The organism is Novosphingobium sp. G106 (assembly GCF_019075875.1).
Lineage (GTDB): Bacteria > Pseudomonadota > Alphaproteobacteria > Sphingomonadales > Sphingomonadaceae > Novosphingobium.
Genome location: NZ_JAHOOZ010000003.1, coordinates 202,279 through 217,042 on the forward strand (window position 1 = coordinate 202,279; position 14,764 = coordinate 217,042).

Here is a 14,764-nt window from a genome sequence, read left to right on the forward strand (position 1 = left end):
CCCGCCAAGTGCGGAGTTCAACACATGCAGGTCTGGTGTTTCGTCGGCGCGAACGGTCTCTGGGCACTTAGCGGCGACGAGGCGGGCGCGAGCCTGCCGGAGGATCTCGGCCCCTGGACCTTCCTCAAGGTCGCCGTTCTCGATGGCGCGGAGAAAGACGAGCAGGAGGCCAAGGCTCTCATAGCAGAGCACGGTTTTTGCTGCTTCGATCCATCGCCGGTGGATTGAACTCGTCTTCGGGCCTATCGGGCGCGCGCCGTTCGCCGACTTGCGCCGCCCGTCCCTCTCTGCCAGTGCGCGCGTCCGGCGCGGACGTGGCGAAATGGTAGACGCCGGGGACTTAAAATCCCCTGGGCAAGCCCCGTGCGGGTTCGAGTCCCGCCGTCCGCACCAGGTGGGCCTGTAGCTCAGCGGTTAGAGCTGGCCGCTCATAACGGCTAGGTCGCGGGTTCGAATCCTGCCGGGCCCACCAACTTTCCGAATTCGCCTCGCGTGGCCCATGGCCTGAATGCTATCGGCAAGTAGGCGAGCGGCCTCGCACCAATCGGACGAAGACCATTCCGCCAATGTACGATCTGATCGTGTTCGATTTCGATGGCACGCTTGCCGACAGCGCCGACTGGCTTCTGCAGGTCCTGCCCGATCTCGCTGATCGGCACCGTTTCCGGGCTCCTGCCCCCGATGAGATCGAAGCGCTGCGCGGATGCCACGCGCGTGAAGTGATGGCTGCGCTGCGTATTCCGGCCTGGCGCGTGCCGGCTATTGCAAGGGATCTGCGCCGTTTGGCCGAAGCAGATGCGCCGCGAATTCCGCTATTTGCCGGGATACCCGAGGTACTTTCGGCGCTGGCATCCAGCCGATCCCGGTTGGCGGTGGTCAGCTCGAACAGCGAAGTGACGGTTCGCGCCGTGCTCGGCCAACACGCTGCTTCTATCAGCGCTTACGCATGCGGCGCGGCGCTGTTCGGCAAGGCCCGGTTGATCAGACGCCTAGTCGGGCGCAGCGGGATCGCATTCAGCAACAGCATCTACGTCGGGGACGAGTTGCGCGACATCGCCGCGGCGCGATCGGCGGGCGTGGCAGCCGGGGCGGCCGCCTGGGGCTACGCCACCCGAGAAGCGCTCGCCCTGGCTCAGCCAGATCACATGTTTGATTGCCCCGAAAATCTCTCCGCGCTCGCCATGACGAGCAGCGAATAGGACCGTCTGGCAATTCGGTCTTTCGCGATCAGCGCGAGATCTTCGCGTGTGACGCAGCCACTTCGCCAGTGGCGGTCTGAACCAAATCGCTCGCGATCGCCTCGTCTCGCCCGTCTACGAGCGCACCGCTGCCCATCGTGGCGACGCGGTCGTCATCAAACGTCCTTGAGACGAACGAAGCAAGCAGCGCCCCGGCAAGAAACCAAATGACCGTGCTCACCTTCATGAATCCGAGCAAGACAAAGAAAAGCGTCGCGGCAGTCAGAACCCAGCCGAGTGCCCCCGTGCACTCTGCAGTAAACGAGATTGTCTCTCGTCTACGGCGTTTTCTTGGGTGAACTGCCATCGTCGGATGCCCCCGGGTCGATGAGTCGAAATGTGATTATGGCACCTTTAGAGCGCCGAACAAGTTAAACCTCGGTGAGAGTTCTTCTTTTCATTTCTCGAACGAGAAAAGATTGGCTGGAGGCGCGTTATATCCGTTAGTCGTCGATTCAAATTCGAAAAAACGGATACTAGTTCAGTAATGCTCGCCGCACTCATTAACCTTAATGCCGCGGCTTGATAGGGCTCGTATATTTTTGTACGTAGAGCGCGGCCTCGGACCTTGAGTCTATCGACTCGGCCTCGACCACGTAATGATACACGTAACATGGGAGATATGGATGAATTCCCGACATCTCCGGAGCGCCGCGTTGTGGACGCTGGATCCTCCTCCCTCCGCGGACGATACGAGGGCGCCGCGTGCTGACACGGCCGTGAAGATACTACCGAGCAAAGGTCAGAATGGGTCCGCGCCGCCTGAAACCTCGGGTCACCGAGGATCCGTTGTTGGGCAGCTGTTGGCCGAGATTTGGTAAGGCGCGCAGGCGCTTCCCATCGTCACGCGACTGAAATTCAGACAACGCTGACCATCGCACCTGCCCCGTCCGCCGTGATGGCGTTTCCGCAGGCCGCCGATGCCTTATCGGTCGGAACCAAGCTGACGTCGGAGCGCTTCCATCGCCAAGGAGACAGGCGATGAGCGACAAGAAGGAAGCAGACCAAAACCCCATGCCCGCTGAGCATGATACCGAGCCGAAAAATCCCAGAAGCGCCAGGACGAAGGGCAGCAGTCGGCCTGATTAGCGCCAGATCAAGCTGTAGCGCCAAACCACAAGCCTGCCGTCGACCGTTCTCGACGATCAGGCAATCTCGAGGGCACCAGCGCGAAATGGCGCCAGCGAGGCCTTAATCGCCAAGCGTATCGCATCGGTGCTATGCTTCGCGCCAAGCTTGGCCAGAAGGTTCGCCCGGTGCAGTTCCACGGTCCGCGGACTGATGCCCAGGTGTTCGCCAATCAGGCGATTGCTGAGTCCTTCGACCATGCCGGCCAGGACTTCGCGCTCGCGGACGGACAGCTTGTCGATCTCTGCCATGGCCAACCTTTGGCGCGATCCGCTCGCGATTGCAGGTCCAGTCCGGGCAAGCGACGTTCGAAGAGCTGCGATCAATGTGCTGCCGCAACCCGGCCAGGCCGCGTAGCCGATCGCGCCGTCCAGCACGGCCTCGACGACTCTCGGCGGGGCGGGGCCTTCCGAATAGGCAACGATGGGTAGCCAGCCATGCCGACTGCACACTTGCTCCATGAGTGAGGCGACCGCCCTTTCATCGTCGTGGATGAGGACAACGCCAGATCGCGGCCAGGATCGAAGGAATTCCTCGATCGTCTCGAACGGCTCGGCGAAGATTCCTTCGTTGTTGAGAAAATAGCAGATCGATGCGCGGCGCCGCACATCACTGTCGATCACGAAAGCAAGGTCATGCATGAGGGCGTCAATCGTTCAGGCGAGACGGCGATGTGGGCCGGCTCGGAAGCGAAGATGTTCGGTGGCGATCGAAAGCGGGGTCAATGTCCGCTGGTGGCGGCCTGCGTCTCGATGCAGCCGAACCAGCCCAGGCCTTCATAGGTTTCGTAGCCCGGTGTCAGCGCATAGGAGATCAGTTTGGGACCAGTCTGGTAGTAGCCGCGCTTGCCGCTGGCCTGGAGCGGGTAGACTTCGCCTTCGGCAAAGCCGGTCGAGGAGGCGATGATACGGTTCTTCGCATTGAGCAGCATCACGCGCGTCGTCTTCTGCTCGTCGGCGCCGAGCGGCACGCCATTGACGATGGCGGCGGCCTGAGGCTCCCAATCGAAGAATATGCCGAGCACGCCCAGCGGCCTGCCATGCTCAGATCCGCCTGCCCGGATCGCCGTGGCATAGGTTGCCACCTCGGCGTTTCCCAGGGCGTCGTTTCGCATGATGTCGCAGACGACGAAATCATCGCCGCTCCTCGTCGTCATGCCGCGGCGAAACCATTCGGCCGAAGAGGCATTGCGTCCGACGACGGTCGCGTAGCGGTCGGGGCGGCCATTTGCGATGATCCTGCCATTGGCGTCGGCGATCCAGAGATCGAGGTAGACCGTGTAGGACCGCAAAATGGTCGCCAGCCTTTGGGTGGCATAGGCGAGGGCTTCAGCCGAGGCATCCTGTGCAGCCGCAACCACAGCGCCGTCGGTCGCCCACCAGCGCACGTCGCAGGAGCGTTCGTAGAGGTTGCGGTCGATGATCTCGACGGCGTTGTGGGCCATGTCGGCGAAACGGTTGCCGCTCGCATCGAGCAGCATCTGCCGTCCGGCGGCTTCGATCCGGCCGGTGTTGTCGTTGATCGCGCTGCGAAGCCCCGCAGAAAGTGCGCTGACCTCCTTGGTCACTTCGGTCATTTCCTGTGCGACGACCGCAAAGCTCTTGCCGACTTCGCCTGCCCGGGCGGCCTCGAGCCGGGCGTTCATCGACAGCATCTGCGTCTTGACCATGATCATGTCGATCGAGCTGATCTTTTCGGCGGTATGTTTGGAAAGATCGAGGGCCAAGCTCAGAATGTCATTGCGCATGCGATGTCCCGTCCAGAAATACTTCCGTTCAGAACATCCTCTCCCGACGCCGGCATTCCCTGCCGATATAGATGTTTATCGGGAAAATTACTTACCGCCTCGTTAAGCACATCTAATTCATGGGAATAGTGGGAAAACTTAATGTGCGAGGGCGGCAGGCCGCGGGCCTGCAGTTCACGGTCAGGCCAAATGCGGCGAAAGGCCGGGAATATCTGGCCAGGTTGCCGAATGCCGCCTATATTCGAATGCACTGACCGGCGTCACGATCGGTCGATGGACGGGAGAGCTGCCGGCATGTTCATTCGAACCTCTCGCATGTTTCTGCGGCCATGCTGGCCGGAAGACCGCCACGAGATGCTCGCGCTGATAAGCGGCGGGGCGATTACTCCTGGCGCCGTGGGCCTTCCCTCGCCATTCACGGCGGAAGACGTGCAGCGTTTCATCGATCGGCCGAGCGAGCCTTCCTTGCCGCATTTCTTCATCACTCTGCCCAAGATCAACGGCGGAGAGCTCATCGGCGGCATCGGCCTCGGACCTGATGGCGACGAAATTGGGCTCGGCTATTGGATTACGCGGGCGCACCATGGCCGGGGTTATGCAGCTGAGGCCATCCGTGCGGTGCTGAGCTTTGCTCGCACACTCGGACATCGCCGCGTGATCGCGAGCCACATTCCCGGCGCCAGATCGTCCGCCCGAGTCCTGGAGAAGGTCGGCTTCGTCACCACCAGTGAATTACACTCGCGCCTTGAAGCGAACTCTCTTGCCAAGACCTACGTCATCGAGCTCAGTGCTTCGATCGATCTCGAAGACAATGAAGCGCTTGGCCAGAAGGCGGGCTAGCGCACCGCCTCAATCGTCGTCATCGTCATCATGATGTCGGTGCCAGCGGCGGTCTTCCCACCTGCGATGCTGCTCCCAATATCTGCGCTGTTCCCAACGCCGACGTTCTTCCCAGCGCTGGCGTTCTATCCAGGCGCGGCGGGCGTCACGATGATAATAGGGATCGTTGTAGCCGTCATAGGGATCGTAATATCTGCCGTAGGCGTCATAGTAGCCGGGGTAGCCGTTGCCGATAGTGATACTGAACCGGCTTTGGGCTGCCGCTGCGCCGGGCAAAGCCGCAATCACTGTAGCTGCTGCCAGCGCGGCTGCGATGGGTAGTTTCTTCATCGTCCCCTCCATGGGCGGGCGGCCGTCTCGGCCAGCCTCATGAGACCGACGATAGGACGAAGGACATCGCCTCAGGCTGAATGCATGCGTAGTGCGATGTTCATCCGATGACCCACGCTCAATTTCTGATTTCGATGTCCGAACTGCGGCATCCGCTTAGCGGAGAAGCGTAATCGCCTGGCATCATTGCGGCCAAAGCAGTTAGCGTGCAAATTTACTCTCGCCGGGCAGCACTTGGGGCCAAAGTCATGCTGGTCAAAACAATCATGTCGATTGACGAGGGCGTCGCAGTTGCGCCGCTCATCAACGCCAGGGTCGCTGGCCGATACGGCTTCCTGATGATTTACCTGGTTGTCGGGACATTCGCCGGTGTCGTTGCGGGAAGCTTTATAGCGGTCGTGCTCCCATTCGCGCTGGCGCTGAGCGGTCGGACTGCCCCGCCTTCCGTTCTTGGCATCCTGCTCCCCGCAATAGAGGTGGTGGGCGCTATGGCTGGGTTCGCAGCAAGCTAACCGAAAATATGTGAAGCGCTACATCGATAGGCTGATCGAGTTGGGGCATCGCCGAGAAGACGAGATCTCATTCGAATTGATGGATGGTGGGCTCGCCATATCGGGCGGGGGCATGCGTCACGCTATCGATTGGACTGCATTCTTGGAAATTGCTTCCGCTCCGCACCACTGGTTGCTGATAACCGGGCCGATGAGTTTCATCCTGCCAAAGCGAGCATTCGCCTCCGCCGACCAGGAGCGGTCGTTTTTGGCCGAAGTCGCCGGGCACCTGACGGCCGAAGCGCAAAAACGCAGCGCTGAGGCAATCGCTACCGCGTTTGGCTGAGCGGGGCAGGACGAACGATGGGGCCAGCGATTTGCCGTATGGATTGATGCCGCCGACATCTCGCTCATTCCGACCATCGCAAAAACCGCCCTACCCTCAGCCAGTCAAGGGCAACTGGCTCCCCGTAAGCCCTTTGACATAGAAGATGATGGACTCGATGACTTCATGCTCAGCGGTGGAACCGCGTTGCTACAAGCCTGCGACCGCCTTTGGCGGGATTGATGAGTGAGAGCGGAATATGTCCCAGCAAGAATTCTACCTCGAGCAGGCCTCGCGTTACGCCGTGGCGGCGCAAGGGGCTGAACTGCTTCGGCGTAGGGGCAATCTGCTTGCCGCAGAACGCGCCTGGCGAAAACTGGCTAGCTTTGCGATAGAGCCTGACGTCGCAGAAGGTATTTACGCGTCGAAATCCTGATGGTGCCTTCACTCGCTAAAGTCTGCCGACGTGGAAACTTCCGTGAACCAGTCCTTCCGACTTCTCGCCTTAGCATTATCGATTACCCTTCCTGGATGTGGCGAGGCCGAGACGCCGGCGGGCGCTGCACCGCTGACGATCGCGAGGACAATTCCTCTCGATCATGTAGCCGGCAGGATCGATCACCTTGCCATCGACCTTCGCCATCGCCGTATCTTCGTGGCAGAACTCGGAAACGGCAGCGTTGACGCAGTCGACATCGACACCGGCCGATCGCGCCGCATCTCGGGCCTGAAGGATCCGCAGGGCATAGGCTATTTCCCGGATCGCGATTTGGTGGCAGTCGCCAGCGGCGGTGACGGCACGCTGCGCTTTTTCAGCGGCGAAACGCTCGCGCCAACCGGCGTCATCCGGCTTGGCGACGATGCCGACAATGTGCGTATCGACCAGAACTCGGGGCTGATCGCGGTGGGCTTCGGGTCAGGCGCAATTTCCTTCATCGATCCTGCGCGCCAGGCGGTTATATCGACTATCGGCCTACCAGCGCACCCGGAGGGTTTCAGCCTGGATCCCGATGGCCCAGGTCTCTTCGTGAACCCTCCCAATGCCCATTCGGTCTTCTTCGCGGACCGCAGGGCCGCAGCAGTGACCAAGCGTTTGCCTGCGGGCCACGCAATGAACTTCCCGCTCGCCCTCGATCCAGCATCTCGCACGATCGCGATCGCCTATCGTTGGCCTTCCCGATTGGTGCTCCTGGATCAGGAGACCGGGAGCGTTCGCCAGGACCTTCCAACCTGCGGCGACGCCGATGATGTAGCCTTCGATGCCCTCCGCGCAAGAATCTACGTGGTCTGTGGATCGGGTTTGGTCGATACCTTCCAGAAAGGAGCCACCGGATACGAGCGGCTTCCCGCTACCTCGACCCGCCAGGGTGCTCGCACCGGCCTCTTCGTCCCCGAACTCAATCGTCTATTCGTAGCTGCTCGCGCGACCGGGAACATGGCCGCCGCGCTAATAGTATTGCGCCCGTAGAGCGTTATTCCATGCTCCGTCATAGGCAGGTTGCCCTTTCGCCAAGCTTGGCGAGATCTGCATCGTGCCAGGTAGAAGTCCAATCAGTTCCTCCAGGTGATGCTCGATGTGATCGGCGACGATGATCCCGCACGACTGGAAATTGAGCTATGGATTGCGCCAGCTCGCAACCTTATTTGGAGACAGGCCGATGGTGGATCTGGTTATCGGGGCCAAGGCGTGCCGGCCGAACCCAGCACTGCTGCCGCTTGAGTTCTTGATTGGAAATTGGGCGACAATCGGCACGCATCCGGCCGCGCCAGGTGTAGAACTACCCGGAAGAACGAGTTTCGCGTGGACTGAAAACGGTGCTTTCCTCATCATGCATTCGGAGACCGATCACAAAGACTTTCCCGATGGTATGGCAATCTTCGCGAGCGACAATGCTCTCGGCGTAATCACGATGTGCTGGTTCGACGAACGAGGGATTTCTCGCCTGTGCGGGGTCCGCGCGAGCGAGAGGGCCGTGCAGTGGCATCATGACGATCCCAATTTCATGCAGCGATTGACGATCACTGCCGATCCGAACGGCCAGCGAATGACAAGCAAAGGGAAGATGGCGCAGAATGGCGGCGATTGGGGCGACGACCTCTCGCAAGTCTTTATCCGGCAGTAACTCAACCCGAGTTTTAGCGGAATCGAATGTTACAAGTTTTCAACAACATCCGGACGCACTGTCTTTATCGAGAGAATTTGTACACATGTCTAAATTGCCGCTGTTAGCTAACAATTATCCATAATAACTGGTCGCACAAAAAATAACATCCATATTCGATGCTCGTGGAGCCAAATTAATCCTGTAAGCGTTGTACATGATCCTGGCCACAAGGATGGAGGGGGCATGACGTCGCAGGAATATGAGAATCGAGGGGTAGAGCTTCGGCGGCGGGAAGCGCTCGCACGTGACGCGGTCATCGCCGCGATCCACGATGGGCTCCGCCCGGAGGATGAAACCTTCCAAACCTTCATCAAGTTACATCAAAGGACGCTTGCTGAACTTGGTCAGCTTGATCATGAATTTGTGAAGACCTGCCAGAATTATTAAATCTCGACAACGTCTGGGCATCAATGCGCGGGGCGCATTACTAATCAAGCTCAGCAGATGGAGAAACCAAGGCCGCTGCACGCGCGGCAGCGTCATTTTCGCGCTTGTCGCTAAAGTGCCGGACAGCGACGAATATCATGCGATCCGCTCATTCGAGCTTACCCGATTGTCAGTTATGAGTTCCGTGGATCATCACGACACTCCGTAGAGCCTCGCAAGGGGGAGGGCTCAGCAGGCTGGCGCTCAAGGCGGGAGGAGTGATTGCGGTCCGAAAGGAGCCGTAGTCGAGGCCCGATACTGGCCGTACGAGCGTGCAATTGGGCAACGAAACCCAGCTAGGTGAAGACGTGGCGCTGAGTGCCGGGATCAGAATTATTTTGTTGGCCAGTACTCGCGCGCTGACGATTGCACTCGTCGAGCCAACCGCGTCAACCCTTTGCATCGTTCGTGCTGCCAACGCTCATTGAGAATTGCCAACCAGACGCGACGAAGGTCACTCGGACGTACGAACAGGCGCGCAGCTGTGATATTGTCCGCAGGTCGCAAAGATTATGGGAGAGTGCCTCATGTCAGCATTCGCCAAAAACTTCCTCGGTTTGGCCGCTGCACTTGTGACCGCGTCATGTTCGCCGGGAAACAAGAGTGACCCCGCTACTGCGCCCTCGAGTGCAGCCATTGATCATGCCGATCCGATCAAGAGCGCCATGTCGGCCGCGCCCTCGGCCGTTGCCGAGAAGGCGGCCATTGTCGTCGCCAATGACGACGGCACGATGAAGACCCTGCGTGCGGGGAGCAATGGCTTTACCTGCATGCCCGATAGCCCGGCAACCCCGGGACCGGATCCGATGTGCATGGACGCCAACGCAATGAAATGGGCCGAGGCATGGGTAGGCCACAAGCCTCCTCCGACCGATGCCCCAGGGGTCATGTACATGCTCGCCGGCGGCACCGATGCCAGCAATACCGATCCCTACGCGAAGGCGCCAACCGCGGGCGGTGATTGGATAAAGACCGGCCCCCACCTGATGGTAGTCGGATCGGCCAAAGCGCTCGCGAATTACCCGTCGGGGCCCAAGCCCGATACCCACGCGCCCTATGTGATGTGGGCGGGCACGCCGTATGCCCACCTCATGATTCCGGTGAGTTGAAACAGCATCGCAAGATCTTTGGGAGTGCCGATCATGCCGCAGTTCGTGATTGAACGAGATATGCCAGGTGTTGGCGGGCTTGGGGACCAGGAACTCAAGGGCGCATCTGAAAAATCCTGCTCGGTGCTGCGCGATCTCGGGCCCGAAATCCAATGGGTTCATAGCTACGTAACCGATGACAAGATCTATTGCATTTATCGCGCACCAAGCGCCGAATTGATCGAGAAGCATGCACGGGACGCGGGATTTCCAGCCAACTCAATTGCGCAGGTACGCGCGGTCATCGATCCCACGACTGCCGAGTAGCCGAAATTGAATGAGAGGCATCGGTGACAATTTCTTCCGACCAATTGCCTTCAAATGCAGCCGGGCCCATCCCCTCGTGGGGGAACACAGGGCGAGCAGGGTACACCCATGAAAAAGCTCGCTATAGCTATATCCGTCATCGCCATGATGGCGGCGCCCGCTGCGGCCAATGCTGCCGCTTGCCGTGATTCAAAGGGCCACTTCATCAAGTGCGCCGGGGCGCCTGCGGCCGCGCAGGCACCGGCTGCCAGCCATGCGGCCGCCGCCGCGCACCCGGCGCCGCATGCCACGGCTACAACTCACGCCGCGGCAGCTACAACGACCCGCAAGGCACCTTGCCGCGATGCAAAGGGCCGTTTCAAGAAGTGTTGATCGTCAGGACCGGCGAGCGACCAATCGATCGTTCGCCGGTTTCACTCGTGAAATTGAGCGGCACCTGCTTCTGATCGGGAAGTGCGGGAGGTAAATCCTAGCAAGCTGAAAGCTTCGTGATCTCAATTCTGGATAGGGGACAAGACTTTCGAAATTAATTGGATGCTTTTCCGCTTCTCGCTCGTTCTTCCCACGCACGACAATCAGCCGCTGAAGAATATGGGAGAACACCATGAAGACCATTATCCTCGCGAGCGCGGCTACACTGGCCCTCGCGGTTCCGGCATCGGCGCAAATCCTCGGCGGCGCTGGCGGCGTGGTCGGCGGTGCAGGAAGTACCGTTGGCGGCACGCTTGGAACGGACATCGGCCGTACGACGGGATCGGTCAGCAGCTCGACCGACGCGGCAACGCGCGGAAGTGCCTCGGTCGATCACCGCCGGGGCTCGGCGAGCGCAACCGGATCGGCGACCGGCAGCAACTCGACTTCGGCCACTGGCACGGTCGCGAACACGACCGGGCATGGCGCCGGATCGGTGAGCCAGAACATTGGGGGTAGCGCGAACGCCCAGCTTGTCGGAACAGACGCCGTTCGGGATAGCGTGGGCAATGTCCGACAGACGACGACCGGCGCTGCTCAGAGCGCGACGGGTCATGCTTCGATGCTCGCGGCTCGGGGGAGCGCGGCTGCTTCCAGGGCAGGGCATTTCGCGGTTTCGCGCGGCATGATGGTGCGTGATCGCGCCGGCCAGACCGTCGGCCGCGTCCGATCGGTCGCAACCGATCGTGCCGGCGCCGTGCGCACGCTCGTGGTGAACACCGCACGTGGTCCGGTGACACTGCCCGCAGCGAACTTCGAAGGTTCAGGCAATGTCCTGGTCAGCGCTATGCAAACCAGCGATGTTGCCGCTTCGGCTCAGCGCCACTGACCTAGAGGCGGGACCGGTTGCGAGCATTCGTTTCCGGTCCCGCCAATCAGGCGAAGGTACGCCCTGATCGCCGCGCTTGTTTGAACGCAAGGCCAGTCTCAAATCCGTGCAAGCAGATATCAGCGCACGAGAGGCATCCGTCTCCTGGCGTCGACCGATGCCTCTCTGGTGGGGACTGGGATCCATGCAGCCGTTGTTCGAGAACCGGTTCAGTGCCGTGGCGGTTGCATCAGCGCGCCAGGGGCGGGCAAAGAAAAACCCCCGCCGTGGCGGGGGTCAAAAGGATGAGGTTGTCGAAAGTGACAGTCGGCCTCAGGGCGCCGACATATCCTAGACGCCATGGCAAAGCAGAGTCCGCAGTCGGAAAGGACAAGCGCTTCTGGCCTTGCGGACGTCGGGGTACCGAGTCGCTTTCCCGGAGGCTACTGCCGGTTGAACTGGAAAGGACTCGGCGGGACCGATTGAGGCGCTAGCTTCCTAAACACCCGGCCACATTGAATTTTCTCAACGACTGCGGTTCCTGAATGGTCGTGTCGTTATGACCGCGATGGGCTCTCGGGTCGCAAGTTTGAGGAGGCATCCCGTTGTCAGTGCGGCGACACTGGCCAATCGATACAATTTTGACCCTCGACTTGCCCCCGCGTCCGCGCGGGGGCACTTTTGCCGCTGACCTACCAATCTAGAGGATTTGCAGAACTAAGCGGTTTTGGGCCCTTCAATACCCAGTCATGCTTTCTGGCGGCACATCGTAATTGAGATCGCGATACTCGCCGCGATCGCGATCAACGGTCTTTTGGGCTGGTTCGGCCGGCTCGGTCGCAGGACCTTCAAGCCAGACCGCGGCAATGAAAGCCTCACCGTCCCGGATAAAGCCGGCCTTGGAGACCGTGTAATCACCGCCTTGGCTTCCATCCGTGAAGCAAAGGACGTCGCCGACTTTCGGAAGGACGGGAAAATTGTGATCACTGCCACTGAAGAGGGAGCCATCGCTGGAGTCGAGGCTGCGCGGCACGAAGACGCGAACGATCATCTGGCTTACTCCCGGCCTTCACGCGCCAGTAGTCGTCAGCCTGCAAACTAGCGTGTGTACTTCAACAAAGATGGGTCGGGGCCATGGCAACTCAAGGGGTTCCATTTGCTGCAGTAGTCGGCAGTCATTGTTGCCGCGGCGAGCAGAGCCGCTCCCGCAAGGCCGACTGCCACACCGCCGTACATGGCTTTGCGTCTCATATTTGAATACCCCTTGGAGCCGGGCGCACTGGGGCGGCTCACCATCCACTAAGGGGCGCTGGTTACGAACCGTTCCCATGCAATCTCAAAATGTTGCGACTGTTGCTTCGCCGCATCACCGACTTTGTAATACGATACCGCGGACAACCGCCGACTTCCCGGACATTCCAGCTCGATTTCTCATCGCCTAAAAGCCGCCCTCTGCTAGGGCTCAGACTCGTTCAGAGCCAGAACGCTACGGCGGTGGCGAGCGCTACGCCTGAAAGGAAGTTGGCAGCGAGCTTGTCGTAGCGGGTTGCGACGCGGCGGAAGTCCTTCAATCGGCAGAAGGCGTTCTCGATTAAGTGGCGGCCGCGATAGCGTTGCTGGTCGTAGCGGATGGCGCGCTTGCGGTTGCGGCGGCCTGGGATGACGGGTGTGATGCCGCCCTCGCGCAGCGAGCGGCGCAGCCGGTCGGCATCGTACCCTTTGTCGCCCAGCAGGTAGCGCATCCGCCCGGCGCGCTCGAGCAGCGCGGGGGCGGCCTTCACGTCGCTGACGTTCCCGGGCGTCAGCATCAGCGCATAAGAACGGCCGATGACGTCGGTGAGCACGTGGACCTTGGTCGTCCAGCCGCCGCGCGAACGGCCGATCGCTTGCGTCGTGCGCCCCCTTTTTCCCCGAAAGCCGCGCGCTGGGCTTTGATGTAGGTGCTGTCGATCGCGGTGCTTCGCGCGACCACCCCGGCATCGACCAGCGCGTCGAGAAGCTTGAGTCAGAAGCCCCGCCGCGACCATCGGTTGAAGCGGTTGTAAACCGTCGTTGACGGCCCATACTCGGCCGGGCAGTCGCACCAGCGGCACCCGACCTTGAGCACGTGCAGGATGCCCGAGATCACCCTGCGATTGACCTGCCTCCCGGATCCTGGACCGTTTGGAGCTGGAAAATTCCAGTTATGATTGGAGGGCCAGGATACGGAGTGAGCGATGAAGAGGACGAAGTTTTCGGAGGCGCAGATCGCCTTCGTGCTCAAGCAGGCCGAGGATGGCACGTCTGTCGGCGAAGTGTGCCGCAAGGCTGGGATCAGCGAAGCGACCTACTATAATTGGCGTAAGAAATACGCCGGGCTGATGCCGTCGGAGATGAAGCGGCTGCGCCAGCTCGAGGAGGAGAACGCCAAGCTCAAGCGGCTGGTGGCGGACCTCAGCCTGGACAAAGCCATGCTGCAGGATGTCGTCTCGCGAGCCGCAGGCCAGCGCAGCTAAATCTTTGAGGCCTGATCGGCGGCGGCAGCTGGTCGATGATGTTCGCGGCACGTGGCAGGTCAGCATCCGGCGGGCCTGCGCCGTGCTTCGGGCAGAACGATCGAGCTACCACTACCGCGGTTGCCGCACCGATCAGGCCGACCTCAAGAAGCGCATCCGGGAGATCGCGGAGACGCGTGTGCGTTACGGGTATCGCCGTGTTCCCGTCCTGCTCCGGCGCAAGGGGTGGGAGATCAACGGCAAGCGAGTCTGCCGGCTTTACAAGGAGTTGGGCCTGCAATTGCGCAAGAAAGCGCCTCGCCGACGAGTGAAGGCAAAGCTGAGGGAAGGCCGCTGCGCGGCCTCCCGCGTCAATGATGTCTGGGCCATGGACTTCGTCCATGACCAGCTAGCGACCGGACCGAAGCTGCGCATCCTGACGGTGGTCGACACGTTCAGCCGGTTCTCGCCGGCGGTCGAACCCCGGTTCCGGTTCCGGGCACCGGACGTGATCGAGGTGCTCGAGCGGGTCTGCGCGAAAGTTGGCTACCCGGCCTCGATCAGGGTCGACCAAGGCAGCGAGTTCATCTCCCGCGAGCTCGATCTGTGGGCCTACATGAAGGGAGTGACGCTCGACTTCTCGCGGCCTGGCAAGCCGACCGACAATGCGTTTATCGAAAGCTTCAACGGCAAGTTCCGGGCGGAGTGCTTGAACGCCCACTGGTTCATGAGCCTGGATGACGCGGTGCGAAAATGCGAGGCTTGGCGTCGAGACTACAACGAAGTACGACCGCACAGCGCGATCGGCAACAAACCGCCGATATCGCTGCTATCCGCGTCAGTGGCACATGGCCCGCCCTGACGTCGGAACGCTGGATAGCCCCCAGCCAGGCGGTCCAGGATCGG

The 14,764-nt window shown here is 60.7% G+C and carries 16 protein-coding genes, 2 tRNA genes and 2 pseudogenes; 14 read left to right on the forward strand and 6 right to left on the reverse strand.

Features of this window, described 5'->3' with window-relative positions:
* Positions 1-24: 24 nt before the first annotated feature.
* From KRR38_RS33100 to KRR38_RS33115, 4 genes are all read left to right on the forward strand, one after another.
* Positions 25-228, forward strand: a complete 204-nt coding sequence (locus KRR38_RS33100) for a hypothetical protein (protein WP_217408036.1) — start codon at positions 25-27, stop codon at positions 226-228.
* A gap of 80 nt (positions 229-308) precedes the next feature.
* Positions 309-393: transfer RNA gene (locus KRR38_RS33105), tRNA-Leu, on the forward strand.
* A gap of 3 nt (positions 394-396) precedes the next feature.
* A tRNA-Ile gene (locus KRR38_RS33110) sits at positions 397-472 on the forward strand.
* Positions 473-566: 94 nt separating this feature from the next.
* The gene (locus KRR38_RS33115; RefSeq protein ID WP_217408037.1) at positions 567-1,199 is read left to right on the forward strand and encodes an HAD hydrolase-like protein; all 633 of its coding nucleotides are present in this window, start codon (positions 567-569) and stop codon (positions 1,197-1,199) included.
* A gap of 28 nt (positions 1,200-1,227) precedes the next feature.
* On the opposite strand, the gene KRR38_RS33120 is transcribed toward KRR38_RS33115, so the two are convergent.
* The 3 genes from KRR38_RS33120 to KRR38_RS33130 form a co-directional block, all read right to left on the reverse strand.
* Entirely contained in the window at positions 1,228-1,419 is a 192-nt protein-coding gene (locus KRR38_RS33120) for a hypothetical protein (RefSeq protein ID WP_217408038.1), read from the reverse strand.
* A 964-nt stretch (positions 1,420-2,383) separates the two neighbouring features.
* Entirely contained in the window at positions 2,384-3,007 is a 624-nt protein-coding gene (locus KRR38_RS33125; RefSeq protein ID WP_217408039.1) for a response regulator transcription factor, read from the reverse strand.
* A gap of 80 nt (positions 3,008-3,087) precedes the next feature.
* On the reverse strand, positions 3,088-4,113 hold the full coding sequence (locus KRR38_RS33130) for a methyl-accepting chemotaxis protein (protein ID WP_217408040.1): 1,026 nt from the start codon (positions 4,111-4,113) through the stop codon (positions 3,088-3,090).
* Between the two features lie 294 nt (positions 4,114-4,407).
* On the opposite strand from KRR38_RS33130, the gene KRR38_RS33135 reads away from it, so the two are divergent.
* Positions 4,408-4,953: a GNAT family N-acetyltransferase gene (locus KRR38_RS33135; protein WP_217408041.1), complete on the forward strand. Its 546-nt coding sequence runs from the start codon at positions 4,408-4,410 to the stop codon at positions 4,951-4,953.
* A 9-nt stretch (positions 4,954-4,962) separates the two neighbouring features.
* On the opposite strand, the gene KRR38_RS33140 is transcribed toward KRR38_RS33135, so the two are convergent.
* Positions 4,963-5,283, reverse strand: a complete 321-nt coding sequence (locus KRR38_RS33140; protein WP_217408042.1) for a hypothetical protein — start codon at positions 5,281-5,283, stop codon at positions 4,963-4,965.
* Positions 5,284-5,531: 248 nt separating this feature from the next.
* On the opposite strand from KRR38_RS33140, the gene KRR38_RS33145 reads away from it, so the two are divergent.
* From KRR38_RS33145 to KRR38_RS33180, 8 genes are all read left to right on the forward strand, one after another.
* Entirely contained in the window at positions 5,532-5,795 is a 264-nt protein-coding gene (locus tag KRR38_RS33145; RefSeq protein WP_217408043.1) for a hypothetical protein, read from the forward strand.
* 10 nt (positions 5,796-5,805) lie between these two features.
* Positions 5,806-6,120, forward strand: a complete 315-nt coding sequence (locus tag KRR38_RS33150; RefSeq protein ID WP_217408044.1) for a YcxB family protein — start codon at positions 5,806-5,808, stop codon at positions 6,118-6,120.
* Between the two features lie 457 nt (positions 6,121-6,577).
* Positions 6,578-7,567 (forward strand): YncE family protein, encoded by a 990-nt coding sequence (locus tag KRR38_RS33155; RefSeq protein WP_309141242.1) that lies wholly within the window; start codon positions 6,578-6,580, stop codon positions 7,565-7,567.
* A 121-nt stretch (positions 7,568-7,688) separates the two neighbouring features.
* Positions 7,689-8,222 (forward strand): hypothetical protein, encoded by a 534-nt coding sequence (locus KRR38_RS33160; RefSeq protein ID WP_217408045.1) that lies wholly within the window; start codon positions 7,689-7,691, stop codon positions 8,220-8,222.
* Between the two features lie 225 nt (positions 8,223-8,447).
* Positions 8,448-8,651, forward strand: coding sequence for a hypothetical protein (locus KRR38_RS33165; protein ID WP_217408046.1), 204 nt, complete (start codon positions 8,448-8,450; stop codon positions 8,649-8,651).
* A 566-nt stretch (positions 8,652-9,217) separates the two neighbouring features.
* On the forward strand, positions 9,218-9,799 hold the full coding sequence (locus KRR38_RS33170; protein ID WP_217408047.1) for a hypothetical protein: 582 nt from the start codon (positions 9,218-9,220) through the stop codon (positions 9,797-9,799).
* 33 nt (positions 9,800-9,832) lie between these two features.
* Positions 9,833-10,105 (forward strand): DUF4242 domain-containing protein, encoded by a 273-nt coding sequence (locus KRR38_RS33175; protein WP_217408048.1) that lies wholly within the window; start codon positions 9,833-9,835, stop codon positions 10,103-10,105.
* 604 nt (positions 10,106-10,709) lie between these two features.
* A complete protein-coding gene (locus tag KRR38_RS33180; RefSeq protein ID WP_217408049.1) occupies positions 10,710-11,405 on the forward strand; it encodes a hypothetical protein in 696 nt (231 codons plus the stop codon).
* A 715-nt stretch (positions 11,406-12,120) separates the two neighbouring features.
* Here the strand turns inward: KRR38_RS33180 and KRR38_RS33185 are convergent.
* Both KRR38_RS33185 and KRR38_RS36770 read right to left on the reverse strand, forming a co-directional pair.
* A complete protein-coding gene (locus KRR38_RS33185; protein ID WP_217408050.1) occupies positions 12,121-12,435 on the reverse strand; it encodes a hypothetical protein in 315 nt (104 codons plus the stop codon).
* A gap of 421 nt (positions 12,436-12,856) precedes the next feature.
* A pseudogene (locus KRR38_RS36770) lies at positions 12,857-13,602 on the reverse strand (IS5 family transposase).
* Here KRR38_RS36770 and KRR38_RS33200 point away from each other — a divergent pair.
* A pseudogene (locus KRR38_RS33200) lies at positions 13,601-14,720 on the forward strand (IS3 family transposase). The pseudogenes KRR38_RS36770 and KRR38_RS33200 overlap by 2 nt on opposite strands.
* The last annotated feature ends 44 nt before the right edge of the window (positions 14,721-14,764 follow it).